This is a genomic window from Spartinivicinus poritis, assembly GCF_028858535.1.
GTDB lineage: Bacteria > Pseudomonadota > Gammaproteobacteria > Pseudomonadales > Zooshikellaceae > Spartinivicinus > Spartinivicinus poritis.
On sequence record NZ_JAPMOU010000013.1, the window covers coordinates 122,509 to 148,209 of the forward strand.

General features: G+C 41.5%; 19 protein-coding genes. 7 read left to right on the plus strand and 12 right to left on the minus strand.

Annotation, left to right across the window (positions count from 1 at the left end; all coding sequences use genetic code 11):
* Positions 1-25 precede the first annotated feature (25 nt).
* Positions 26-187 carry a hypothetical protein gene (locus tag ORQ98_RS12170; RefSeq protein WP_274689082.1) on the minus strand — a complete coding sequence of 54 codons (162 nt, stop codon included), beginning with the start codon at positions 185-187 and terminating at the stop codon, positions 26-28.
* Between the two features lie 291 nt (positions 188-478).
* Here ORQ98_RS12170 and ORQ98_RS12175 point away from each other — a divergent pair, with 291 nt between their 5' ends.
* Positions 479-1,351 (plus strand): TIGR02285 family protein, encoded by an 873-nt coding sequence (locus ORQ98_RS12175; RefSeq protein WP_274689083.1) that lies wholly within the window; start codon positions 479-481, stop codon positions 1,349-1,351.
* 23 nt (positions 1,352-1,374) lie between these two features.
* Here ORQ98_RS12175 and pmbA read toward each other — a convergent pair whose 3' ends face one another.
* On the minus strand, positions 1,375-2,739 hold the full coding sequence (pmbA, locus tag ORQ98_RS12180) for a metalloprotease PmbA (RefSeq protein ID WP_274689084.1): 1,365 nt from the start codon (positions 2,737-2,739) through the stop codon (positions 1,375-1,377).
* A 171-nt stretch (positions 2,740-2,910) separates the two neighbouring features.
* On the opposite strand from pmbA, the gene yjgA reads away from it, so the two are divergent.
* On the plus strand, positions 2,911-3,459 hold the full coding sequence (yjgA, locus tag ORQ98_RS12185; RefSeq protein ID WP_274689085.1) for a ribosome biogenesis factor YjgA: 549 nt from the start codon (positions 2,911-2,913) through the stop codon (positions 3,457-3,459).
* Positions 3,460-3,800: 341 nt separating this feature from the next.
* Here the strand turns inward: yjgA and tldD are convergent, their stop codons facing one another.
* From tldD to ORQ98_RS12225, 8 genes are all read right to left on the minus strand, one after another.
* Positions 3,801-5,243, minus strand: a complete 1,443-nt coding sequence (tldD, locus tag ORQ98_RS12190) for a metalloprotease TldD (protein WP_274689086.1) — start codon at positions 5,241-5,243, stop codon at positions 3,801-3,803.
* A 94-nt stretch (positions 5,244-5,337) separates the two neighbouring features.
* Positions 5,338-6,198 carry a carbon-nitrogen hydrolase family protein gene (locus ORQ98_RS12195; protein ID WP_274689087.1) on the minus strand — a complete coding sequence of 287 codons (861 nt, stop codon included), beginning with the start codon at positions 6,196-6,198 and terminating at the stop codon, positions 5,338-5,340.
* Between the two features lie 8 nt (positions 6,199-6,206).
* Positions 6,207-10,094, minus strand: a complete 3,888-nt coding sequence (locus ORQ98_RS12200) for a YhdP family protein (RefSeq protein WP_274689088.1) — start codon at positions 10,092-10,094, stop codon at positions 6,207-6,209.
* 57 nt (positions 10,095-10,151) lie between these two features.
* Complete coding sequence (rng, locus tag ORQ98_RS12205) at positions 10,152-11,627, minus strand: ribonuclease G (RefSeq protein WP_274689089.1); 1,476 nt, start codon at positions 11,625-11,627, stop codon at positions 10,152-10,154.
* 159 nt (positions 11,628-11,786) lie between these two features.
* Entirely contained in the window at positions 11,787-12,392 is a 606-nt protein-coding gene (locus tag ORQ98_RS12210; RefSeq protein ID WP_274689090.1) for a Maf family protein, read from the minus strand.
* Positions 12,393-12,401: 9 nt separating this feature from the next.
* The gene (gene mreD, locus ORQ98_RS12215; protein ID WP_274689091.1) at positions 12,402-12,890 is read right to left on the minus strand and encodes a rod shape-determining protein MreD; all 489 of its coding nucleotides are present in this window, start codon (positions 12,888-12,890) and stop codon (positions 12,402-12,404) included.
* Positions 12,880-13,782 (minus strand): rod shape-determining protein MreC, encoded by a 903-nt coding sequence (gene mreC / locus ORQ98_RS12220; protein WP_342455198.1) that lies wholly within the window; start codon positions 13,780-13,782, stop codon positions 12,880-12,882. The genes mreD and mreC overlap by 11 nt, the downstream gene beginning before the upstream one ends.
* 193 nt (positions 13,783-13,975) lie before the next feature.
* Positions 13,976-15,013 carry a rod shape-determining protein gene (locus ORQ98_RS12225; RefSeq protein ID WP_163832504.1) on the minus strand — a complete coding sequence of 346 codons (1,038 nt, stop codon included), beginning with the start codon at positions 15,011-15,013 and terminating at the stop codon, positions 13,976-13,978.
* Between the two features lie 556 nt (positions 15,014-15,569).
* On the opposite strand from ORQ98_RS12225, the gene gatC reads away from it, so the two are divergent.
* From gatC to gatB, 3 genes are all read left to right on the plus strand, one after another.
* The gene (gene gatC / locus ORQ98_RS12230) at positions 15,570-15,857 is read left to right on the plus strand and encodes an Asp-tRNA(Asn)/Glu-tRNA(Gln) amidotransferase subunit GatC (protein ID WP_274689092.1); all 288 of its coding nucleotides are present in this window, start codon (positions 15,570-15,572) and stop codon (positions 15,855-15,857) included.
* 106 nt (positions 15,858-15,963) lie between these two features.
* Positions 15,964-17,421 (plus strand): Asp-tRNA(Asn)/Glu-tRNA(Gln) amidotransferase subunit GatA, encoded by a 1,458-nt coding sequence (gene gatA, locus ORQ98_RS12235; RefSeq protein WP_274689093.1) that lies wholly within the window; start codon positions 15,964-15,966, stop codon positions 17,419-17,421.
* Positions 17,422-17,433: 12 nt separating this feature from the next.
* Positions 17,434-18,879: an Asp-tRNA(Asn)/Glu-tRNA(Gln) amidotransferase subunit GatB gene (gene gatB / locus ORQ98_RS12240; RefSeq protein WP_274689094.1), complete on the plus strand. Its 1,446-nt coding sequence runs from the start codon at positions 17,434-17,436 to the stop codon at positions 18,877-18,879.
* Between the two features lie 139 nt (positions 18,880-19,018).
* Here the strand turns inward: gatB and ORQ98_RS12245 are convergent, their stop codons facing one another.
* Positions 19,019-20,011 (minus strand): cupin domain-containing protein, encoded by a 993-nt coding sequence (locus tag ORQ98_RS12245; RefSeq protein WP_274689098.1) that lies wholly within the window; start codon positions 20,009-20,011, stop codon positions 19,019-19,021.
* On the opposite strand from ORQ98_RS12245, the gene ORQ98_RS12250 reads away from it, so the two are divergent.
* The gene (locus tag ORQ98_RS12250) at positions 19,899-20,243 is read left to right on the plus strand and encodes a hypothetical protein (RefSeq protein WP_274689099.1); all 345 of its coding nucleotides are present in this window, start codon (positions 19,899-19,901) and stop codon (positions 20,241-20,243) included. The two genes, ORQ98_RS12245 and ORQ98_RS12250, sit on opposite strands and share 113 nt — an antisense overlap.
* A 192-nt stretch (positions 20,244-20,435) precedes the next feature.
* On the opposite strand, the gene ORQ98_RS12255 is transcribed toward ORQ98_RS12250, so the two are convergent.
* Positions 20,436-23,894 carry a hypothetical protein gene (locus ORQ98_RS12255; RefSeq protein WP_274689095.1) on the minus strand — a complete coding sequence of 1,153 codons (3,459 nt, stop codon included), beginning with the start codon at positions 23,892-23,894 and terminating at the stop codon, positions 20,436-20,438.
* Between the two features lie 784 nt (positions 23,895-24,678).
* On the opposite strand from ORQ98_RS12255, the gene ORQ98_RS12260 reads away from it, so the two are divergent.
* Positions 24,679-25,458, plus strand: coding sequence for a substrate-binding periplasmic protein (locus tag ORQ98_RS12260; RefSeq protein ID WP_274689096.1), 780 nt, complete (start codon positions 24,679-24,681; stop codon positions 25,456-25,458).
* Positions 25,459-25,701 lie beyond the last annotated feature (243 nt).

Sequence of the window (25,701 nt, forward strand, 5' to 3'; positions counted from 1 at the left end):
GGGGGTTATCCCTGAGCTTTATTATTTATTGCTTATCCTGGCTTGTTTCCCACGAGATTTTCCAAGTAGGTGCTTTATGTGCATCTTTATTTAATTCAATTTTTTCTCCTGGTTTCTGTTTTTTACCTTCAATTTCCTTTAAAGAGTTTATTATTTGATTAGTCATTTCTGGGGTTAGTTTTGACATTTCTATCTCCATTAACGTAGTTAATTTTGCTTGTAAAGACTATCCAGCCGACTGCCTTCAAATATTAACTAACTATTTCAAGTCCTCACAGGAACTTTCAATACGATTTTTAATGGATAAATTAGCTACCAGAATGCATGATTTTGTAACATCTAATTGACAAGTTATCACACATCATCTATACGTTAACATTTAGCTGTACTGACATTATTGTAATTACTTCGATATGCAACAAATTATTTACAGCTTATCAGTATATTTACTTGGGTATTAGCTCACCAACCGCTCCTCATGAAACAGTATATTTGTTTAGTGATTTGTTTTTTGTATTATTGTGATAGTACTACCCTATTTGCCAAAGAAAAAATACACTGGCAAACCATTCACTGGCCACCCTGGATGATTCTCGAAGGTAAATATAAAGGGCAGGGTTTTGCTGATCATCTACTGCAAGCAGCCAAGCAAGAGTTAACAGAGTATGAGCAAATTCCAGTTAGGATGAACTGGGCACGTTTTTGGTTAGTTATCCAACAAGGTAAAAACTACTGTAGCGTGCTGTCAATGAAAAACCCTAGCCGAGAAGAAATAGCCTATTTTTCCGAACCTGAAGCAATTGTTCTCAATAATGAACTAACGGTTACCAAAGCAACAGCTCAGTTATTAGATAATCCAGTTTCCATCTATATTCGCTCGCTTCTGATAGATAATCGATTTCATGGGGGGATTGAAACAAAGCGCTCTTATGGAGTAAAAATCGACCAACTACTGATCAAACATAACCAAAATATTTTGCCTTATGCAACGAGTGCATCAAGCTTATTATACATGCTAACCCATAAAAGAATTGATTATATTATTGAGTATCCTATTGTTGTCAGCTACTTCACCCGCAATATACAAGAAACATCGTCCCTAACCAGTATTAAAATTAAAGAAATCCCTGAAGTGTTTTATGGTTATCTGACTTGCACTAAAAATGATTGGGGAAAACGTGTCGTGAACCGCTGGAATCAGGTATTAAGAAAACTAAAACAAACTAAGCAATATCAGCTGTTGATTGAGTCAGGCTACTCAAAACCTGACGATATTAAAACACTTAGAAAATATTATCCTTGTTTTATCAATAACTCACTTGAACAGCAATGTACAACTCTTCACGAATAATCCATCATTCGCGAAGAGTATATTTAGTGTCCGGCTACTGTCATACTCTCAATCAAAATAGACCCCGTCCGAATATTACCTCGGCAATCTACATCACTGCCTACCGCCACGATCTTGTTAAAGATATCTTTTAAATTACCTGCAATCGTAACTTCTGAAACGGGGTATTGGATTTCGCCATTTTCAACCCAAAAGCCTGCAGCACCTCTTGAGTAATCTCCTGTTACGATATTAACCCCCTGCCCCATCAACTCCGTTACCAACAGCCCTTTATCCATCTTTTTAACTAATGCTAATAAGTCTGCTGCGGGCTCAGTTGGATCAATAATTAAATTATGGGCGCCTCCGGCATTTGCTGTACTTTCCATTTTTAATCGTCTTGAAGAGTAGGTACCCAGCATATAGTTGGCTAATACACCCTCTTTAACAAAATCTTTGTCATAAGTGGCTAAGCCATCATTATCAAAAGCAGCACTGCCAATTGCTCTCGTTAATCGAGGTTGTTCATGGATATGGATATTATCTGGGAAAATCTGTTTACCTAAATGATCCAGCAAAAATGACGACTGGCGGTATAAACTTGAACCACTGATAGCACTGATAAAATGGGATAACAAGCTGCCAGCCAATTCAGCAGAAAATAATACAGGTACTGCCGTAGTAGGTACTTTTTGCGAGCCTAACCGCTTTAAGGTGCGGTCTGCTGCTTTTCTGCCTACATCAACAGCAGCTTCTAACAATTGGGCCTCACGGTTAACGGTATACCAGTAATCCCGCTGCATCTCTTCTTTTTCTTGGGCAATTAACACACAGCTAATGCTGTGTCTTGATGATACATAACCGCCAATAAACCCATGACTATTGCCATACACCCGACAACCTTGATGGCTCGATACTGATGCCCCTTCAGAATTGGTGATTTTCTTACTCACCTTAAAGGCAGCGGCCTCTGTTTCTTTAGCAATATCAATTGCCTCTTCAGCATTAATCCCCCAAGGATGGTACAAGTCTAAATCAGGGATATCGGTTGCCATCAATTTAGGGTCAGCCAAACCCGCATACTGATCTTCTGAAGTGTATTTCGCAATGTTTAGCGCTGCGGTAACTGTTTCTTTAATCGCTTTAGCAGAGCTATCAGAAGTGCTGGCTGATCCCTTACGCTGCCCAATATACACAGTAATGCCAAACCCACGATCACAGTTAAACTCAACTGTATCTACCTCCCCTTTACGAATACTGGCAGATAGTCCTGTATCTAAACTTACTCCGACTTCTGCTGCAGAAGCACCCTGTTGTCTTGCTTCTGCCAAAATATCCGACACTAGGTTCTCAAGATGCTGTTCTTCTACTTTTGGATTAAGCGACTGATTATCACGTTGCAAAGTCATATATATTCGCTTTTTATAGTTAAAACGGATTTGTCTTGGGCTTACTTTATATGTGCTAAGTGTATTGTAGCTTGCCCCTCAATGCATACCAAGATAACCGCTCTATATTATCGGGGTATTTAGCGCTACAATTCTTGGTTAGAGATCTAAGCTGTACAGACTAACAAGATTATGAGTGATAACGAGCAGTTCGATGATGAAGAGCTTGAGTTTAAAAGCAAAACTCAAGTTAAAAAAGAAATGCATGCTTTGCAGGCCATGGGTGAGCGTCTTATCACTCTACCAGCGAAGGTTTTTGAGCGACTTCCACTAACACCCAGGTTAAGAGAAGCGCTAGAAGAAACCAAGCGCATTACTAGCTTTAATGCCCGCAAACGGCACTTTCAATTTATTGGTAAGTTGATGCGGGATCAAGACTTGGAAACCATCCAAAATGTCTTGAACCACTTCGATACCGCAAGTGACGAGTATAATCGTCAATTTCACTTAATGGAGCGTTGGCGTGACCGGTTACTGGCCGAAGGAAATACGGCTCTTGCCGAGTTTGTTGAAGCCTACCCTGCAGCTGATCGACAACACCTACGGCAGTTGATTCGCAATGCTTTAAAAGAACAGCAGCAAAGTAAACCACCTGCGGGCTCTCGTAAACTGTTTCGTTACATTCGCGATTTAGCAGAAGAAGCATCTTTTAACAGCAGTGGCAAAGAAAAATCGGAGTAATTATACCCTCACCCAGAGGAGATTGTCGCAAAAGTCATTGTTAGCGCCCTCTCCCTCTGGGTGAGGGTGAAATTACTTTAAAGCCACCGCTCGCTACGCTGGCCCCCTCATCCTAACCTTCTCCCCCACGGGGGAGAAGGAACTTGATTTGAAGTACTTTCGTGACATCCTTTTAAATAAAGGGGGAACAGCTTTGTAGTACTCTCTGATATGCCTGAGCCGAGCAATTTGCTCTTAAATCGAGGCGGGGAAAATACCCGAAGCGCAGTTTACTTGTTGGTAAATGAGCATCGGAAGATTTTTCCCAACAAAGAGTTAAGAGCCACTTCTATAGGGGGATCCTACTCGCCAGTACCACCTACTGTTATCTCTTCAATTTTCAGGGTAGGCTGGCCCACGCCAACAGGGACTGACTGCCCTTCTTTACCACATACCCCAATCCCTGTATCCAGTTTCAAGTCATTGCCCACCATTGACACTTTATTCATGACCTCTGGGCCATTGCCAATTAACGTGGCGCCTTTTACTGGGGTAGTAATTCTGCCCTTTTCAATCAGATAGGCTTCACTGGTAGAAAACACAAATTTGCCAGATGTAATATCAACCTGGCCGCCCCCTAAATTAGCGGCGTAAATACCTTTATCTACCGAGGCAATGATGTCTTCTGGGTCATGCTCACCCGCCAACATATAAGTATTAGTCATGCGTGGCATAGGTAAATGCGAATAAGACTCTCGTCGGCCATTGCCGGTTGGCTTATGCCCCATTAGTCGTGCATTGAGCTTATCTTGCATGTAGCCTTTTAATACACCATTTTCAATTAATACGGTGCACTCAGTCGTGGTGCCTTCATCATCAATGTTCAACGAACCACGACGACCAGCCAAGGTACCATCATCTACGACAGTACATAACGGCGAAGCGACTCGTTCACCTATCCGGCCAGAAAAGGCTGAGCTACCTTTACGGTTAAAATCGCCTTCTAAACCATGGCCCACGGCCTCATGCAGCAGCACCCCTGACCAACCAGGCCCAAGCACGACAGGCATAGCACCAGCGGGTGCAGGCACTGCTTCCAAGTTAATTAATGCCTGGCGAACGGCTTCCTCAACATAGCTTTGGGCACGGTCATCTTCTAGAAAATACTGGTAATTGGTCCGTCCACCGCCACCAGCGAAGCCACGCTCTAAACGGCCATTTTGCTCAGCAATAATGCTTACATTAAGTCGAATTAATGGGCGCACATCTGCCGTAAACGTACCATCACTGGCAGCCACCAGAATGGTTTCATAAACGCCAGCCAAACTCACCGTAACTTGCTTAACCCGCGGGTCGATGGCTCTAGCTTGTTTATCAAGGGACTGTAAAAGTGCTACTTTGTCTTCTTGCACCAAGCTAGCCAGTGGGTTCAAAGGTTGATACAAGTCTAGTGGCTGACTTCGGCTCCAGGCTTGTAACTGCTTATTCTGACCTTGCTTGGCAATACTTCTGGCAGCAAATGCCGCTTGCTCTAACGCAGGCAACATAATTTCATTTGAGTAAGAAAACCCGGTTTTTTCACCACTGATTGCTCTTACGCCAACACCACAATCAACGTTATAACTGCCCTCTCTAACGATGCCATCATCCAGCACCCAGGACTCATGATTAGTATGCTGAAAATACAAGTCAGCAGCATCAATAGTATGACCCAACATACCATTTAACACTTGTTGTATCTTCGCTTCGGTTAACTCACCAGGCGTGAGTAACTGTTGTTTAACTGATGTAAGTATATCCGACATAAATAGCCTGTTTTTTTAATCATAAGGAACAGTACAAGAAGTAACTTTTTACTTTTTTATTTTATGGAAGTTATTTCATGCCCTGTTTCTAAGCTTAAGAATAGTGATAAACCTTTATGTTTCGCAACAGCTGGTCTTGCCGGTGTTTTAAACTAGGCATTCGTCCCCTTAATTGGTGAAGCCGATTTAAGTCAATTTCAGCCATAATAACTTCTGGCTTGTCTGTTTCAGCGGTAGCAATGACCTTACCCCAAGGGTCTACAATCATAGAGTGCCCAAAGGTTTCTCGTCCATCAGCATGAATGCCTGCTTGATCAGCCCCTGCCATATAACAAAAATTTTCAATTGCTCTGGCTCTCATTAATACATCCCAGTGAGCAGCACCAGTCACCGCAGTAAAAGCGGAGGGTAAGCAAATGATTTCAACCCCATAGTTGATCAAAGCCCTAAATAACTCAGGGAAGCGTAAATCATAACAAATCAATGGTGCTAACCGGCCAATCGGGGTGTCCACAATTAGTAAGTGGCTACCTGACATATATTCCTTAGACTCCTGATATTGGCCTTTACTATCTGAAACAGTGACATCAAATAAATGAATTTTACTGTATTGGCCTAGCTCTTTACCTTTATCGTTGTAAACAAAGCAGGCAGAAAAAGCCCGTCGACCAGCGCTGTTTTCTTTAGGTAAAAAAGGAATCGAGCCACCAATCAGCCACACGTTATGTTGTGCTGCCAATCTGGCTAAAAGCTGACGAATAGGGCCATTGTTATCACTCTCTTGTTTGGCTATTTGCAAGGTATCTTTACCTGCATAACTGGCAAAACACTCAGGCAGCACAATCACCTTGGCACCACGATAGGCTGCTTGCTGAATTAGCTTTTCAGCTTGAATGAGATTGTCCTCAACCGTATCAGAAGAGTTCATTTGTAATACAGCTAATTGAGCAGCCATATCAATCCTTACTGTTGTTTCGTTTTATCGGTAAAAAATTTGTCCAACGCAATGGTTGGATTAGAAAATGAACCTGTTAGGGTGTAGCGAGCACTTGCAAACTTCTCCACCTTATCACCCAGCAGCTTATCAAACAGATAAATTGCCCCCCCTACCTGTGGTGCACCCATCAATACCGCAAGAAAAGGTAAATTATTGGTGACGGGTAAAGTGACTAATAACGACATATTAAGTGTATCGTTTACCAGGTTTGCTTTACCAGATAATGCAAAATTCGAGGATGGCCCCTCTATTTCCACAGGCTCTTTAAAACGCATTTCACCATTAGCAAATTGCGTGGTGGCTTTTATTTTGTCAAAACTGACGCCTGATTTTAACAAATCAGAAAAATCCAGCTTGATTCGACGAGCAATTGAACTGAAGTTAAGCAAACCAAATACTCGCAATACATTGGCAGATCCTTTCGCTTCAAGAAATCGCCCATGCTCAATCTTGCTATAAATCTCGCCATTCAGCTTCGCCATTGATAAGTTGAGTGGGCTTCCTGGCCAATTCACATCAATAGAAAACTTAGCTTTTTTACTGGTAATAGATGCTGATTGCCCCCACGCTTCCAGCACGTCAGCTAAGTCAACAGCCCTTACAACCCCTTTAAAATCAGTTTGCTGTTTATGCCAGTTTATATTGCCCTTCACTCTTAAATGGTTAATTTGTGCTGAAATATTGTTAATTTTTAGTGTTTGTGGCGTATTCTTTAGCTTTGCCGCAAAACTACCAGACACCTGATTGCCTATTTTCAAATCAGCAACCTCAATATCCATATCAGGCATTGTCAGTGGGTTAAAGCCAGCTAATGGATCTTGATCCTTACTATTCTTAGCTGTTTTAGGTAGTGTAGGCAGGTGCAAGCGCTTTAATGCAACTTCGTAAGGCTTCTGACGGCTATTAAATGGGATCACCGCCCGCCCAGCAAGCTGATCACTTTCTACTTCGGCTTGCCAGACCTGCTGATAAGTATTAAGTGACAACACTAAATCCTCTAGCACCCCCACTGGTGAGTACAACTCATTTAACTTCAGCTGATCAACTGACAGCTGCCATTTAGGTTGATGCTTTTGCTGACGTTGAGTATCGGCTGTGAACATATCAACCCATGGCCACCATTTAGCTAAATCAAGTCCTGCCAACTGGCCACTCACATTCAACTGCTGCCGCTTCAACTTGGATGCCTGGCGTCCTTGGCCAAAGAAAAGATCAGCTCCCACCAGCTGGCCTTGCTGCACTAACCACTCCGACTGTAGCAGTGACCCAAGCTTTACCCGCCAGCGATTAGTTTTGCCAAACTGATTTAACTCCACATTCACTGATTGCTGCTCAGTAGCAGATTTATGTAGAGGCTCTGGTAAATTGACAGCCGTCCCTTTCAAGTTAGATTTCACTAAGAGCTTAAAGTTTTCAGGCTGATCAAAAGGCATGGTTGCCTTAGCGCTATATGAAAACTGGCCTTTAGCAACTTTATTAAATTGTTGCTGCTGTTTTTGATTAAGTTGATTATTAAGCTCAAGTTGATGCTGTAACCAGTTTGCTACCTTAGGTGCATCGGCTTTACCAGTTAAGCTAAACTGCTGCTGCAATTGCCGCTTAACTGGCTTAGCAGACATATTCAAACGTGCAGGGTGACCAAATAATGTAAGTTGAATATCATTGCCAGTAATGCCTTTTTTCGAGTGATAAGCTATTTGACCATTGATTTGTTCTACTACCAGCCCTAAGTCTGCTGTATTAATAGTCCCCTCTTTGGCCTGAGTGGTAACGACCACCTCTGTTTCCTCAGGTTTATCAATGGGGATCATCAGCTTCAATGTTGAATCAAACTGTCCATTAATCTGCAAGCTTTGATCGGCTTTTTTAGTCTTATCTTTATCCTTATTTGTATTTTTATTACGGGTGCCTAGGGCATCACCAATAGGAGAATGAGTTAATAAATGATTTACCGCAGGCCCTGGTACTTTTAATTGACTATTAACCGTTACAGCAAAATTATCTTTGCTTTGCTCAGCCACCTGTAACTTCAGTTGCTGTATATCAGCTTGATGAACTACACCACTGGCTATATTCACATCAACCTGTGTATTGTCAACTAATACCCGACCCGTTAATTTATCAGCTTTCGGCCATTGGCTATCATATTGAACGGTACCTTCTGCCACATTAAAAAACAGACCAAAGCTAATATCATTTTCCACATCAGTTGCCGTGACAGGGCCGTTATACATAAAGGCACCTTGCTCAATTTTACCTGCAACAATGGCTTCATCCAGCCACTTCACCAATTCTTCAGGTAATACATCGTGCTTGGCTGGAATATATTGATAAGCCAAACCTGCATCAGCATTTTTTACTCCCGCCTGCAAAGCCATGGTTATAGGCCCTTCAGTTAGGGGAAAAACTAAGCGGAGCTTAGCATTATACTCAGCACCACGGTGCTTCAATTGCGCTTGGTTAGTATAAAGCTGAAATGTCTCAGCATTTTTTAACCAGGCTAAATGGGCTGTTGCTTGCCGATACTGCCACGGTTTTCTAAACAGCTCGACCATTCCCAGGCTAAACCCTTGCTGACTATCCAAATCAAACCAGCCCTGTTCAGCGTTGGTATATAACAGCCCAGAAACACCCGATGCAGAAGGCGCAAACCCTTTGGCTGCCACCGCAACTTGTTTCAACTTGCCGAGTAACTGAAAGTCACTCATTGCTGATGACCAGTCCACCACTAGCTGCTGTATAAGCCCTCGAGGGTTTAATTCAGTAACAAGCTGAGCTGGAAATTCAGGTAGTAGCTTGGTAGCAAGGGAAGACTCTTTCAGTAAATTTAAATTAATCTGCTCGCTGGCAACGGTCCATTTTCCTTGTTGATAGCTGATAAACGCATTATGAAATGGTGCTGCTACCCCATTCAGGCGAAAATTGGCAGAAGGTAACGCAAGTTGCCAATTTTTATTAGACTGACGATTAAAGTTAAATTGTAAATAGCCTTTAGATAACTGCTGCTTAGGCAAGTCTTGGTATTGGATAGCAAGACCAATATTCTCTAGACGACCACTTACTGTTAACTGCTTATTTTGCCAGTTTAACCAGAGCTTCCCTCCCAGATGCAGATTATCAAGCTGAATATCATCAGGAGTAATCAGTGCGACCCAGGGTTTCCAATTATTAGGTGAGGCGTCTATAAACAGTTGTAAATGACCCAATGAGTTAGGAGACACTTGCTGCATCTCTGCTATTAACTTTGCCTCCCCCCCTTGAGCTTGTCTAACATAACCATCCAGCCGATAGCCTTCACTTGTCTGGTTAAATGCAAGCTTGGTATCTTCTAGGGTTTTGACCTGTCCTTCTCTATCCTGAAAGTGAATCGTAGTATTGGTAAACTGGATATGGGGTTGCTTGAGCAACGAGGTCAAAATTAACTTTGGATCAGCTTCACCTGCCGTACGATTAAAACCTTTTAAATGCCAACCTCCAGACTGCCCTTCAATCAGATATAGATGTAAGCCTTCCACCTGCAAATAGCGAAACACTGGGGATTGCTCAATCAATGTTGAAAAAACATCCAGCTCAGCCAGCACACGATTTGCACTTAATGACTGCAGCTCAGTTTCACCAATCTGTACGGTTTTTATATCTAGCGCCGGGTTAAAACCAGACCAGGTACCAGCTAGCGTTGCAATAGTGACAGGAATATTTAAGGTAGTAGACAGCTCTTGTTGTAAGCTTTCTCGATAATCAGCCAGCAATGGCAGCAACATTCGCCCTAAACTGACATACAGCGCAAGTAGCACAACCCCAACAATTGAAATACTCCAGATCAGTCGGGTAAAAAATTTGGCAAAACGTTTCACTAACAAATTCCATCAGTACAGCTTGAGACCAAAAGCGACAAATAAATAACACGCGACCTAAATCAACACTACATCAAACTGCTCTTGCGAATACATAGGCTCAACTTGAAATTTAATGGTGCGACCAATGAATGCTTCCAAGTCAGCCACATTATCAGACTCTTCATCTACCAACCGGTCAACCACTTTTTGCGAGGCCAGCACTAAATACCCTTCGCTTTCATAGGCTCTGGCTTCACGGAGAATTTCCCGGAATATTTCATAACAAACAGTATCTGCCGTTTTTAAGGTACCTCGCCCCTCACAAGTTGGGCAAGGCTCACACAACACATTTTCCAGGCTTTCTCGGGTGCGTTTACGGGTCATTTCGACCAACCCTAACTCAGAAACCCCAGTAATATTGGTTTTAGCATGATCACGTTCAAGCAGCTTTTCAAAAGTTCGTAAGACTTGTCGTTGGTGCTCAGCTTCTTCCATATCGATAAAATCAATAATAATTATCCCACCCAGGTTGCGCAGCCTGACTTGACGAGCAATGGCAGTTGCAGCTTCCAGGTTGGTTTTAAAAATCGTTTCTTCTAAGTTACGATGGCCAACAAATGCTCCAGTATTGACATCAATAGTGGTCATTGCTTCCGTTTGATCCAAAATTAAATAACCACCCGACTTTAACTGCACCTTTCGGCTAAGCGCTTTTTGGATTTCATCCTCAACCCCATATAGATCAAAAATAGGGCGCTCACCAGGATAATATTCCACTCGCCCCTCAATCTGTGGAATCAGCTTTTTTACAAATTTGCAAACTTTCTGATAAGTTTCTCTGGAGTCTATTCGCACCTTTTCTATTTTAGGATCAACTAAGTCTCTCAGTGTGCGTAAATGAAGTGGTAAATCTTCATAAACTGCTTCAGGTGCTCTAGCATCTTTAATGCCTTCAGAAACAGATTCCCACAGCCGATGTAAAAAGCGGATATCAGCCAGTACCTCCTCGGCACCAACGCCTTCAGCAGCCGTACGTAAAATAAAGCCACCTTTTTCTTCCGCCTGCTCTGCTGCTAATGCATTTTCAACCAGCTGCTTGAGGCGATCTCGCTCTTCTTGGTCTTCAATTCTTAATGAAATGCCTACATGATTGGTATCAGGCATATAAACGAGGTATCGGGCAGGAATAGAAATATGGGTAGTCAGTCTGGCCCCTTTGGTACCTAACGGATCTTTGGTTACCTGCACTACTAATGATTGGCCTTCATGCACAAGTTCGTGAATTAATGGTTCGGTTGCATCCTCATCTTCTTTTACCTCACCCTTGGGTGCTATTTCGCTAACATGAATAAAGGCGGCGCGCTCTAAGCCAATATCAATAAAAGCAGCTTGCATACCAGGTAACACCCGAACTACTTTGCCTTTATAAATGTTTCCAACTATGCCACGCCGTTGGGTCCGCTCAATATACACTTCTTGTAAAACGCCATTTTCCACCACCGCCACACGAGACTCCATTGGGGTGATATTCATTAATATTTCTTCGGACATGGCTTTTTCCTACATTGTCAGGGACCATCATTAAGGAGAAGTTTTAGCACTGCTATCATCTGAAGCTTTATTATTTTAACGTGACAGGTTTTAAGCATTACGGCTACTTAAGCACCATCATGTCTTAAGTATTGTCATTTCGTACACACGATAACTGTCTTAAATACCATGGCTTTGCCAGACATCAACTTCAAACTGGGTCAGCAACTCAGCCGTTTCAGTTAAAGGTAACCCCACTACACCACTGTAACTGCCTTTTATCTCAGCTACTAATATTGCTCCCAGCCCTTGAATACCGTAAGCACCAGCTTTGTCATTAGGCTCTCCTGTTGCACAATAGCGGTCTATGAGTGATTCGGTTAGCGACTTAAAGACTACATCCGTGATACTGGTTATCAGTTTGGTCGCATCAACATTCACTACGGCAACTGAAGTCATTACCTGATGCTGCTTCCCTGATAAGTCTGTCAGCATAGCTTTGGCATCAGCTACAGAGGTCGGCTTGCCTAAAATGGTACCCTCTAACACAACTGCCGTATCAGCTGCTAATACAGGCCGCTGGGCTAACCCACTGGTTTTCAATAGTTGCCAACCAGCTTCTGCTTTAGCCTCAGCAATACGCTCAACATAGTGTTGTGGATGCTCATTCAGCAAAGGGGTTTCATTAACGTCTGAAGCAAGCACCTGGTAACTTACCTTAATTTGCTCCAGTAGCTCTCGACGCCGGGGAGACTGGGATGCTAAATAAATACTTGGAACGTCCATACCGATTTTTTAATTAACTTTATATCGCCTTCTTAAATCTCGTAATAAAATAAACAACCACGGCCATAATAAGGCACTGACGACAGTTGGCAACAAAAACAATAAATTAGGTGGTGTACGACCACTAAAAGATTTAGCCCACAGATTAAGCATTTGATAAATACCAATGACCACAAATACCACCATGGACTGCTGGAGTAGCGGATAAATACGCATACGTCGATGCAGTTTATGGGCAACATAGACAACTATCACCATGCCAAGGGCGTTTTGCCCAAGCAGCACACCTTGCATCACATCCAACATTAAGCCAACCACCCAGGCTAGTATTAATCCTATTCGATCAGGTAATGCCAGTGCCCAATAGAGCATCACCATAGCTAACCACTCTGGTCGGCCCAGCTCCAGATAAGAGGGCATTGGTAATAAACTCAACACATAAGCAAAAAAAATAGTCGTCCAGATTACCATGCGGCCCTGGGGTCGATCAGTTGACATTAGGCGCTTCACTTACTTGGGTCTCATCCACCGCAATCACATCACTGTTATCATTAGCTTCTTTACCACTGAAGACTAATAACACATGACGGCTGCGATCTAACTTAGCAGAAGGTCTTACTTTGATGATGGCAAAAGGTTTGCCTGGGTCATGGATAACCTGAACTACTTTACCCACAGGATAGCCCACTGGAAAACGCTGCCCGAGTCCCGAACTGACTAAGATATCACCTTCACGGATATCAGCAGTATCCGGAACATGACGTAGTAACAGCTCATCCAGCTTGCCCGTGCCTGCAGCAATGGCTCGGGCACCATTACGATTCACCTGTACAGGCACACTATGATTAGCATCGGTAACCAACAGAACACGACTGGAAAATGGGCTGACTGAAATAACCTGCCCCATCAAGCCACTGGCATCAAGTAAAGGCTGTCCTACAAAGACACCATCTGTCGAACCTTTATTGACAATAACCTGGTGAGTATAAGGATCTGGATCAACCCCCACCAGTTCTGCAATAAGCACTCTTTCATCCAGGAGTTTGGAAGAATTTAGCAGTTCTCTTAAACGGATATTTTGAGCGGTTAGGGCAGCCAGCTTTTGTAAACGCCTTTCTAGTAGCAGGTTTTTAGCCTCCAGTTTAGCGTTTTCTAAAATTAGCTCTTTGCGAGTTTTCAGGGCGTCATCAGCCATCCCCCACATTTGTGCAGGAAGATCAGCCACCCACTGCACGGGCGTAGCGATCACTGTCAGCCAGGCTCTCACTTTGTTAAGGCCATTATCGAGACCATCAAACCGTTGCTCAGAAAGCATCAAGCCTAATGACAGCACAATAAAAAACAGCAGCTGCGCGGTGAGTGATTGTTGCTTAGAAAATATTCGCTTAATTGGTTACTCCCACATTTTGTCTTTTAACTACACTGGAGACTGTTACCTCAATAAGCTAATTCTTTGTATTAAGCTACAACAGTCTCCTACCTACTAAGTAGGTTTCAAAGCCACACAAAAAAGCTTGTCTGGCAATTTTGAATACCTTAACAATTAGACTCACTTGAGCTCTAGTAAGTCCTATTGATTTTGACTACTCAGTAGATAAAAGATCAAAAGCATGGCGTTCCATTATTTCTAGTGCCCGTCCTCCCCCTCGTGCTACACAAGTCAGAGGATCTTCAGCCACCACCACGGGCAACCCAGTTTCTTCACTAAGCAGGCGCTCCAAGCCTTTTAGTAGTGCACCACCTCCTGTCAGAACCATTCCCCGCTCTGCAATATCCGAAGCCAGTTCAGGTGGTGATTGCTCCAATGCACTTTTTACTGACTGCACAATGGCTGCTAAGGATTCCTGAAGGGCTTCTAGAATCTCATTACTATTAAGGGTAAAGCTGCGAGGCACCCCTTCTGCCAGGTTACGGCCTCTTACATCAATTTCACGTAGCTCATCACCTGGGTACGCGCAGGCAATTTCTTGTTTAATTCTTTCCGCTGTAGCATCGCCTATCAAGCTGCCATAGTTACGACGAACATAAGTGACAATCGCTTCATCAAAGCGATCTCCACCTACCCGAACAGACTCTGAGTAAACAATGCCACTTAGGGAGATAATAGCAATTTCAGTGGTTCCCCCACCGATATCCACAACCATTGAACCATGGGCTTCTTCAACAGGTAGGCCTGCACCAATTGCTGCTGCCATTGGTTCTTCTATTAAATACACTTCACGAGCACCCGCTCCTAATGCTGACTCGCGAATGGCCCGCCGCTCGACTTGAGTCGACTTACAAGGTACACATACCAGCACCCGAGGGCTTGGCTGAATAAAACTGTTTTCGTGTACCTTATTAATAAAATGCTGGAGCATTTTTTCCGTGACGCTGAAATCGGCTATTACTCCGTCTTTCATCGGCCGGATAGCGGTGATATTACCAGGGGTTCTACCCAGCATTCGTTTCGCCTCAGTACCCACTGCGGCAACCGTTTTCTGACTACCATGATGACGAATAGCCACCACCGAAGGTTCGTTTAACACGATCCCTTTATCTCTAACATAAATCAGGGTATTAGCAGTACCTAAGTCAATTGACAGGTCACTCGAAAAAAATCCCCGTAGTTTCTTGAGCATGCGTGGTATTCTTCCCAACAAACAAAGAATGTGAATATGGTTGCAGTGTTTTACACAAGCGCATTGATTAGCTGTAACTTAATAATAAAGATCAGTGCAACCGGCCAACAAAACAGTTTACGCTTTATATCTAAACTTGCTATCTACCTAACCTCAGCCACTCGTTATGAAGCTGACATCTCAGTAAAAAGCACCTAACTAATAAGTCAAATAAATAGGATTGACTGTGGTTTTTATTCATAATCTTGCAAATTGCTGCAAACTCTAACAACCGCGCTTACATAGAGCAAGTTAAGAAGCTATCTCATAGTAAACTATTATACCCTTGGTTAAGGGCAAGCTTGTCAGTTAACACCAACTTCATTACTTACTGCAGCCAAAACTCATGCATTGTGTCTTACTTATACTGTAGTCTAACCTTTTAATTGATTGACAAAAATCTGTCTTCTATTTCTATTTTTTTATTTACTATCTCTCGTTCAATCACTTACAAGCGCTTGAGATTGTCACTGCAAACCCCTACATTTGCAGTTTGGCTTTTAGTTGGAGAGCACCCATGGCCCTTGATCAAACCGATGTTGAAAAAATCGCCCACCTGGCACGCATTGCTATCGACCAGCAAGATATTGTCAATACGACTGAAGGGCTAACCCAAATTTTAACCATGATCGACCAAATGCAAGCTGCTGATACTGATAATGTAGAGCCCCTGGCTCATCCGCTGGAAATGGAACAGCGGCTTCGGGCAGATGCTGTAACCGAAACCAACCAGCGAGAAACCTTTCAGGCCATTGCACCAGCCACTGAAAACGGTTTGTATCTGGTACCCAAGGTTATTGAGTGATCAAATAGCCCACTAGCAGAAACTACATTTAGGCAAGCACTCCTCCATCTTGCCGCATAAACACCTGTATTAGGACCTGTACAATCCAATAGGACCTGTAATTACCATGCAAAACAAAACTGTAGCGCAACTGGCAGCTGGTCTTGCCAAAGGCGAATTTTCCAGTGTTGAGCTTACCCAGCATTATTTGAACCAGATTAAGCAGTTCGATAATCAGCTGAATAGTTTTATCAGTATCACAGAAGATCAAGCACTGACGGCAGCCAAAGCAGCCGACAATTGCCGTGCAAATAATAATGCAGGCCCGTTAACCGGTGTCCCTATTGCTCATAAGGATATTTTTTGTACAAGCGGCATTAAAACAACTTGTGGCTCTAAAATGCTCTCTAACTTTATTGCCCCTTATGAGTCAACTGTCTCACAAAAGTTCCAAGATGCAGGTTGTGTAATGTTGGGTAAAACCAATATGGATGAGTTTGCCATGGGCTCTTCTAACGAAAACAGTTACTTTGGTGCCGTCAAAAACCCTTGGCAATTAGACGCTATCCCTGGCGGCTCGTCTGGTGGTTCAGCTGCAGCGGTTGCAGCTCGACTGGCTCCTGCAGCCACTGGCACAGATACAGGTGGCTCTATTCGCCAACCTGCTGCCTTATGTGGCATCACCGGATTAAAACCCACCTATGGTCGTGTATCGCGCTGGGGCATGATTGCCTTTGCCTCTAGCCTTGACCAAGCTGGCCCGATCACCCAAACTGCCGAAGATGCCGCCTTGTTAATGAATGTCATGGCAGGGTTTGATGAAAAAGACTCAACCTGTGCCAATGAACCAGTGCCAGACTATACCACCACCCTTAATGACAACATTGCCGGGTTAAAAATCGGCTTACCGAAAGAATATTTCTCTGCCAACTTAGATAGTCAGATTGCCGCTAATGTAGAGCAAGCCATTAAAACATTGGAAAAGTTAGGCGCTACGGTTAAAGAAATCAGTTTGGCTAATTCTCATCTGGCATTACCCGCTTATTATGTGATTGCTCCGGCTGAGTGCTCTTCTAATTTATCCCGTTTTGATGGGGTGCGATTTGGTCACCGCTGTGAAGACCCCAAAGACCTGGAAGATTTATATAAGCGCTCCCGTGCAGAAGGCTTTGGCTCTGAAGTCAAGCGCCGTATTTTGGTAGGCACTTATGTCCTATCTGCCGGCTATTATGATGCCTATTACATCAAAGCCCAAAAGCTGAGACGATTAATTAAAAATGATTTTGTGGCCGCCTTTAATGATGTGGATGTCATTGTTGGCCCTACCACTCCATCCCCTGCGTTTAAGCTGGGTGAAAAAACCAACGACCCGGTAGCTATGTATTTATCGGATATCTATACCATTTCCACCAACCTGGCTGGCTTACCGGCGATGTCAATTCCAGTGGGTTTTACAGATGGCCTGCCTACGGGTATGCAACTGATTGGTAACTACTTTGCTGAAGCCAGGCTATTAAATGTGGCTCACCAATTTCAGCAACAAACCGACTGGCACCAACAATTACCAACCGCAATTCAGGTATAAGGGGAATTTATCGTGAAATGGGAAGTCGTTATTGGGCTGGAAATTCACGTTCAGCTTGCCACTCAATCTAAAATTTTTTCAGGTGCCAGCACTGCCTTTGGTGCCGAACCTAATACCCAGGCTTGCGCTGTTGATTTAGGGCTACCAGGTATTTTACCGGTTGTGAACAAAGAGGCTGTACGAATGGCGACTATGTTTGGCATGGCCATTCATGCGCAAATTAATCAGCGCAACATATTTGCCAGAAAAAATTACTTTTACCCCGACCTGCCAAAAGGCTATCAAACCAGTCAAATGGATTTACCCATTGTCGGTCCTGGTTATGTGGATATCACTTTAGACGATGGCGAAACCAGGCGGATTGGTGTTACTCGCGCTCACTTAGAAGAAGATGCTGGTAAATCACTACATGAAGATTTTCATGGCATGACTGGTATTGATCTTAACCGAGCAGGCACACCCTTATTAGAAATTGTGTCCGACCCAGACTTACGCTCAGCAAAAGAGGCCGTTGCCTATTTAAAAACGATTCATTCTATTATTCGTTATTTAGGGATATCCGATGGCAACATGGCAGAAGGCTCCATGCGCTGTGATGCCAACGTTTCCATCCGTCCACAAGGCAGCGATAAACTAGGCACCCGGACTGAAATTAAGAACGTTAACTCTTTCCGCTTTATTGAAAAAGCCATTAATTTTGAAATTGAGCGACATATTGATGTATTAGAAAGCGGTGGCAAAATCATCCAGGAAACTCGTTTGTATGATTCTGAAAAAGACGAAACCCGTTCTATGCGTGGCAAAGAAGAAGCCAACGATTACCGTTACTTCCCCTGCCCTGACTTATTACCCGTCGTACTTTCTATTGAATTTTTAAATGAAGTTAGAAGTTCACTTCCTGAATTACCTGAACAAAAGCGTCAACGTTTTATCGATGAGTTAGGCTTAAGCGAATACGACGCTGGTGTTCTATCTGCTAACCGTGAAACGGCTGAATATTTTGAAGCGGTTGCTGACCAGTGCCAAGACCCTAAACTAGCCGCCAACTGGGTCATGGGTGAGCTGGCTAGTCGCTTGAATAAAAACCAGCGGGAAATCAACGACAGTCCAGTTTCAGCAACACAATTAGGCGAAATGTTAATTCGCTTAAAAGACGAAACCATTTCCAGCAAAGGCGCAAAAACCGTTTTTGAGGCTATGTGGAACAGCGAAGGCTCAGCTGATGAAATCATCGAAAAACGCAATTTAAAAGCTATTACCGATACCTCAGCAATTGAAGCTATGATTGATCAAGTTATCGCTAATAATGCAGCGCAAGTTGAACAATACCGCAGTGCAGATGAAGCCAAACAAGGCAAAATGATTGGCTTTTTTGTTGGCCAGGTAATGAAAGCATCCCGCGGCGCAGCAGAACCAGGAGTGGTAAATAAATTGCTAAGGGAGAAGTTGAAGGGGTAGCAGCTTTAGGGCAATCTTTCTTTTTGAAGTTTTAGAGTCCCTTTCCTTCCAAAGTGTCGTGAAAGGGCTCACAAATATGTTGGCAATACCTTATACGCTTCCCCTTATTCAGCTTTATTTTCTATCAAAGAAGCAACATCTACGTTTTTAGCTGAGAAACAGAAAGACTTAAAATAGTAGTAAATAGTTTGATAAGTATTTCCCAAGAGTCTGAACATAGCTCAACTGCTTTATTAAAATTTGAATAAACATAGTCCTTAATGTGAGGATCACATATGTTAGCATGCCCTTCATCTAGTTCTGCATGCAGCTCAATATATTCAGATATTTTTCCTTTATTTCTACTCTGAATATTAGCTGAAAAAATTTCTCCTGCTGTTTCTAAAACAGTATGAACAATTATAGCTTTCTCTACATCAGACACTAGCTGAATTTTTCTTTCAAACCAAGCACAATAGGCTTCAATATCCTGATTCTTTATATAAACAAACTTTTCAAGGTATTTATCATGGCCAATTTCTTCATCAAGGTGCTGAGAAAATATTTTCGAAAATTCTGCATCACTTACAAGGCTTTGCCTTAAAAACAAAATTTGCTGGAAACTTTGCGACCATCTTTTAAGGTAACCATAGAATACTTTCTCAAAAACCAAACCATTTTCTTGTATTTTTTTTTGTGTTTGTTGACATACTTGACGAAATTGCTCCTCAAATTTATTCTTGCTACTTATAAATGCTTCAAAATAGTTTGCAGGCTCAGATTTAACTCGATGTTTTACATCATCTGTATGATAAATAGGTTTACCGTCACTTTGAATACACAAGCACGTCAATGGCTCATTTTGATTGGCTATTAAGCCATGTAACGTTTCTGCAGGCACTGAAATAGCATCACCTTCTTGTAAGTCTGCATCATATTCACCAATACATTTACCAGCCCCTTTACAAACAATAATAAGTGATGACATAGAACGTTTATGAACTGGGATAGTTTGATTAGGCTGTAGTGATATCCAAGCAATGAACAGCTCTTTTTCAAAGCCAGAGAAAAGCGCATCTAGCTTGTTCCGTTGGTTAAAAACCTTATATTCTCCAATATCGATTGACTCACCTGATACCGAAGCATTTGTTATTGAAGGGAGCTCGTTTCGCTTAATGACTGATATCACTTTAATTTCATCCTTTATGCCTCTATACACAAAACTGTTGTGTACAGCAATCCATAACTGGTTTCCTAATGGTAAAGCAGTAAAACTTCATCCATTTTTCTCTGAGCCCTATAAAATAAAGTCAAAGATGAGCAAAGTCTATAAAGATGTCTACACAAAGCTGCTATCGGTTATAATTCAATCATTAAAGCTATGACCAATGAAGCAGCCACTAACAATACGGCACAGGTCAACTAAAGGTTGTTCCACTCAATGGCTATCGTGAAAGGGTGTTAAAAATAAGCCTCGTGTATGATCTGGACTAACAGGCTATTACCACTCTTGAAGGACCTTCCCTGGACACTCTTTAAACACCCAATTATCCAACAACCACTCCCCTACAAGCCCTCTACTTTACATAGTTATTTTTGATATCAAAAATTTCGGCATCGTTATCTTCACCACGACAGAAATGACAAACCATCTTTGTCGGTGTATTGGGTCCATAAGTCTCTTTTAGTGCATCAATGACATCAGATAATCGCAATCCAAGCGCATTTTCGTTGATGTTAATAATAGTAAAATTATTGTTTACTCCAGAGGTTGAACTATCGGTAATAGTTTGCCTTGAAATATATCGTGCAATTGCTTCATGACTTTCCATTTCTGCTGATGATGAAAGGCTATAGTCTTTCATTTTAATTTGAGAAACATCATACACTTGTGATTCATGTTTGAAGCGAACTTTATTGTCTTTTAGCTTATTTAGTAAATCAAAAACATTATCGCCTAATCCACCAGACTGCAAAATAGTATTGCTGGGTGTAGCAAAATCTAGTGCCAGCCCCTCTGGCTTGATAAACATGATAGCCTCTTTACCCGAGCCATGAGCTAATAAAACAAAAGTATCGGATATAGTTGATGCTTTATGATACGCTAAAGCAATTTCTTGACCACTGAGTTTTAATCTGCTGATATTGATATTATACTGCTGTTTAAGGCTATTGATATCATCGGCAGATAAAAAGTCATCATTGACTTTAATTCGGCCAACCACATTATTTTTTACCAAGTGGCTCCTGACCTCTTCAAAACTACTAAATGATAATGGTGTTTCACTATTGGGAGTATATAAAGTAATCTGATCTGGTGAATCTGCGTCAAAGAAAATGGTATATTGTGACACTTCTCTTTGAGAGACGTCATCAATGACTTTAACTTTATCACCTAGAAACCATGAGGCATTAAAGGTGTATTCATTTTTTCGATAATTTGCTAATAATGACTTAGCTTCTGTTAGTTGAGAAAAGGTTTTAAAGTTACTGCCTTCTCCAGGAATATATAGTTTATAAGTATTACTCTCTTCTGTTGAGGGCCAGACAAGTATTCTGGCTTCATAGTCGACTGAGCCTGGTTGTTGAGATAGTACAACAACGTCATTACCAAGATGTTGGCGAACTTCTTGTCTAAAGTTATTCAGCTGATTAATCTGTTGCCTGCGTGTTTCTTGACGCTGTATATAATTATTAATATGTGGTTCTGCATCTTCGATTGAAGAAATAACAATTGGGTGATCTTGGTCAGGAATATAAAGCGCTAACTTATTGGTATTAATATCAAAGTAAATTTCAATACTGGAAATAATTTCTAAATCGGGTTTTCGTTTAACAACCTTTACTTTATTACCATACCTCTCTTGTGCTTGCAGAGAGATGGAATCATAAGATATATGGCTATTCACTGTTGAGGTTTGTGGCCCTTCAGAATCCAGTGAAGTTAAATCAAGCTTGAATACAAACCAATAGCCATTTTGATAACGAGCATAAGCTTTACCTTGATGAAGAATAACTTCCAACTGTTTATTTTCTTTGGTGATATGAAGTTTTTTAGCGTTGTGAGCTGTATCTGCCTGAGGCGAACTCCATATTTGATTTAGCCCACTTTGTAAATTATCAGACACCTTACTTTCTAAAACAACTGGCGTCGGCTGGTTTACCTCTGCCTTCTGAGCAATACGTTGACGATTTTCAGCAGAACCCCCTCGAAATAAATGACTTATAGCTGATGATTTACGCGACAGTCTATCCCCTACCCCTGTTGATTCCAAAGTATCAGCCGTTGCTTCGATAATTGCCCCAATCCCTTCAAGCGTTTCGCTGGGGTTGTCTGCATTAGCAATGGTAACCCCACCCACACCAATGCCACCTGTAATGACAACAAAATCTAATAATTTTGCGAATTTACCTGAAGTACCTACCCCCAATATTGCTACAGTATTAGCAGCAAATTCAAACCAATACCTTAAGTCTTCGGCAAATTGCTCGTTTCGCTGTTTAAATTGGCTGTCGATATCAGCCCGCGCCGCTTTAAAATATTGATCAGCCATGGCCAGACCATAAGTATCGCCACCTACCAGCAAAAGCGTTAATTGTTCTGCTTTTTCTCTCCGCCAATGTGATAGGTCGTAGTTAAATTTACTTTTTAGTGTCCACCAGCCTGACTCATCTAGTACCAAATGTTGTTCAAAATTACTGTTATAGTAAGGATAAACCTCTCCCTTATTATTTGGGCCAGTTCTTCCACCTTTATTCGTTAGCCAGTTCCTATACCAAGTGATGGCTTCTTCTTTAGTAGCAAACCCTCCACGCACTCCATTTTTGGGCCCACCAGTAAAATGCCAGATATAAATACCTGTTGTGTCATCTACAATAAGTGCATGGTTTTTGGATGTAATAGCCGGCACATGTCCTGTACTTTTTACGCCATTAAGGTTAAAAGGCACATATCCTTTTGCGGGCAAATGTGGCACATGTGCAACCACATTTTTATCACCTTCAAGAAACTTTTCTATGACAGACACCTCTTCCAAGGTTAACTCACCAGCTTCAGCGTTTACATTTTGAGACCGGTAGGCAAGTTGTGCCGTATAAAGCAATTGATCATTAAAGCTTTGTTCAAGCATCTTCGTGCTTTCTGCTCTTACCCATGCAGTAATCATGTAAGCCCAATCAGATACATCAAGATCATCTCCTTTTAAAACACGCAGAAAAGCCTTTGATGCTTCTTTGCTAACGGGTATTGTAGGATGATTTACATGACATATTTTAACATCACTTGTGTCATCAACTATTTTCCCACTCCCACTTTTCGCACGTTGACGCTCCTCTTCAATCGTACCAGAATGCTCTACCCACTTAATATAAGAGTAAGGCGGCACACCTTTTGGAAGTCCATAGCGCTGCTTCCACCTAATTTTAGAAAAATCGATGAGACTGTGATCTTCGATATTGATAGCCATTGTACCTTTTACTGCTTGCTCAATGGTATTAGTATCAGGCCACTCTGCATGTCCAACTATACGATTGCCTTCTTTATCCAAGAGCACTGAATCTGGACCACCAGAAGGAATGGGAAATGCTGGTTGTCCAACTCTATGTGCTCCCGCCAAAAAAGAACGATTCGCTGGAGCCGAACTACCAAATGCCCGCAACTTTGCCAGTTCGAGCAGTGGCATTCTAGACCATTCAAACGTCGTAGGGCGTACTTGCCGGCCCAACCAGTCAGCACTTAATAAGGCAGTATTTGTAGGTACGGCAATATCAGCTTCTTTCATTACCCCAACAGTAACAATTATATTTCCTGGATCACTAATACCGATAGATTTAAAGTGATCTATTAAGATTTGATTGATCCGGGAATTTAAGTTAGGTAAAACAGTCGTCTCAGATATAGTCTTTAAGACATCAGAAGCAGTGTAGCTAACCGACTTTTCGTCAGTTGTTGTATGATCACATTGAGTATTACTGTAAACACTATTAACATTTACTGTCGCTATCGATATTGCTAGAACTAATGGTCTTAGTTTCATTTTAAACCTTTAGATAAAAATTCAATTATTAAACAAACGTTTGGCTATGTATGATACAGGCGCTTTTAATTTGCAATATACCCGTCGCGAATCATTTTTAGGTTTTGTTATGACCACCAAGGATGGCAGGAGCATTTAACTGTCATCGTTCCTCACCCCAATCACCTATTAATATAGGCTCATGGGGCTTCGTCACTTGATGGCCTCACCTAAAAACCCTTCGCACAGGGTATAGAAACCGCATTTAACAAAAAATTACGTGTAAATACGTAAATGCGTGTAAAGTTGTATTTTTTCTAAACATATAAGCACTTCACGAGTCATACAACTTGTGTTTCTATTCAAAGTAAAATAGTGAAACTTGTTTTAGTTTAAGGTAGCCGCAAAAAACTATACCCAATATCAAAAGATATAAAGCATACAAGCAACAAGTGTGTTATTTATCAAATACTTGCTAAATAGATAAAAAAACGAACAATAGCAAATAACAAACAGCTTTGGTTTATATATTGATTGATATTTTTTACTCTGCCTGACATTTTTACATTCTGCTTACATTACTGACAAAATATTGACTTTTAGAATTAAACGTCAATATTTATCATGTTGTCTTTATCCTTGACAAAATAAAGAACACGTCTCATCACTGCATACACACTTAAGCATTTGAAAGGGATATCAGGGCTAGCACGGTTATTGAAATAGGTAAACTTTTTACTAATATCATGTCTATAAGAATCACTCTACTTTTATAGTAGTTCATTAGTTCGAAACTTAGTTAGCAATGTATTTTACATTAAAAAAGCTTATAACAAGCTATATTCTGTGGGTTATAGTTATTCCTTCCAGCACTATTGCTGAGGCTATACATATAGCTAATGGTGAGTGGCCACCTTATCACTCTAAAAAACTTAAGCACTATGGGTTTGCATCTCATATCATAACTTTAGCTTTTGCTGAAGAAGGAATGAGCGTCAAGTATGACTTTCTTCCATGGAAGCGAGGCATGTATATGGCTAAACAAGGAAAGTTAGATGGAACAGCGGTATGGAGGAAAAAAGATGAGTTTCAAAAATATTTTTACTACAGTGAACCTATTTTTGAAACTGAGACAGTATTTTTTCATTTAAAAAGCCTAACTTTTCATTGGAAAAAGTTTTCTGATCTAAAAGGATTAGTTATTGGAGGAACGATAGGTTATGGATATAATAAAGATTATGATCTAGCTGAAAAGTCAAATCAATACAGTATTAAGCGAGTTATATCTGACGAGATAAATTTTCATAAGCTCATACTAAGTCGAATTGACATTTTCCCAATAACCAAAGAAGTTGGCTACCATATTTTAAAAACCAAATTTCCTAGCAAAGTGAATATTATAACACATCACCCTACACCGCTTACACCAGAAGCTGAGCGTTCTCTTCACCTACTTATATCCAAAAAATCTAGAAAACATGAATTAATATTAAAATCATTCAATAGAGGACTTAAAAAGCTAAGAGAGAAAGGTAAGTTAACAATACTCTACAATAACTTAGAACAGGGAAAATACATAAAGTAGCTGGCTAGTACACATTAGCCCGATAAAATGAAGCATTTTCTTTCTTATAGACAAAGGTATAAACGCCTTCTAGTGTTTCTTAATCACCTTCTTTTTCCTTATACTTTTTCTTAATTATCACTATACCTAAGCCATTAGCTGCTGTATATTTGAACAGTATGGCAACTTGATTGAGAAGGTATAAATAATGGCTATCAACAAAGTTCAATTTCAAAAAGGCCTGAGTTTAAACGAGTTTCTCAA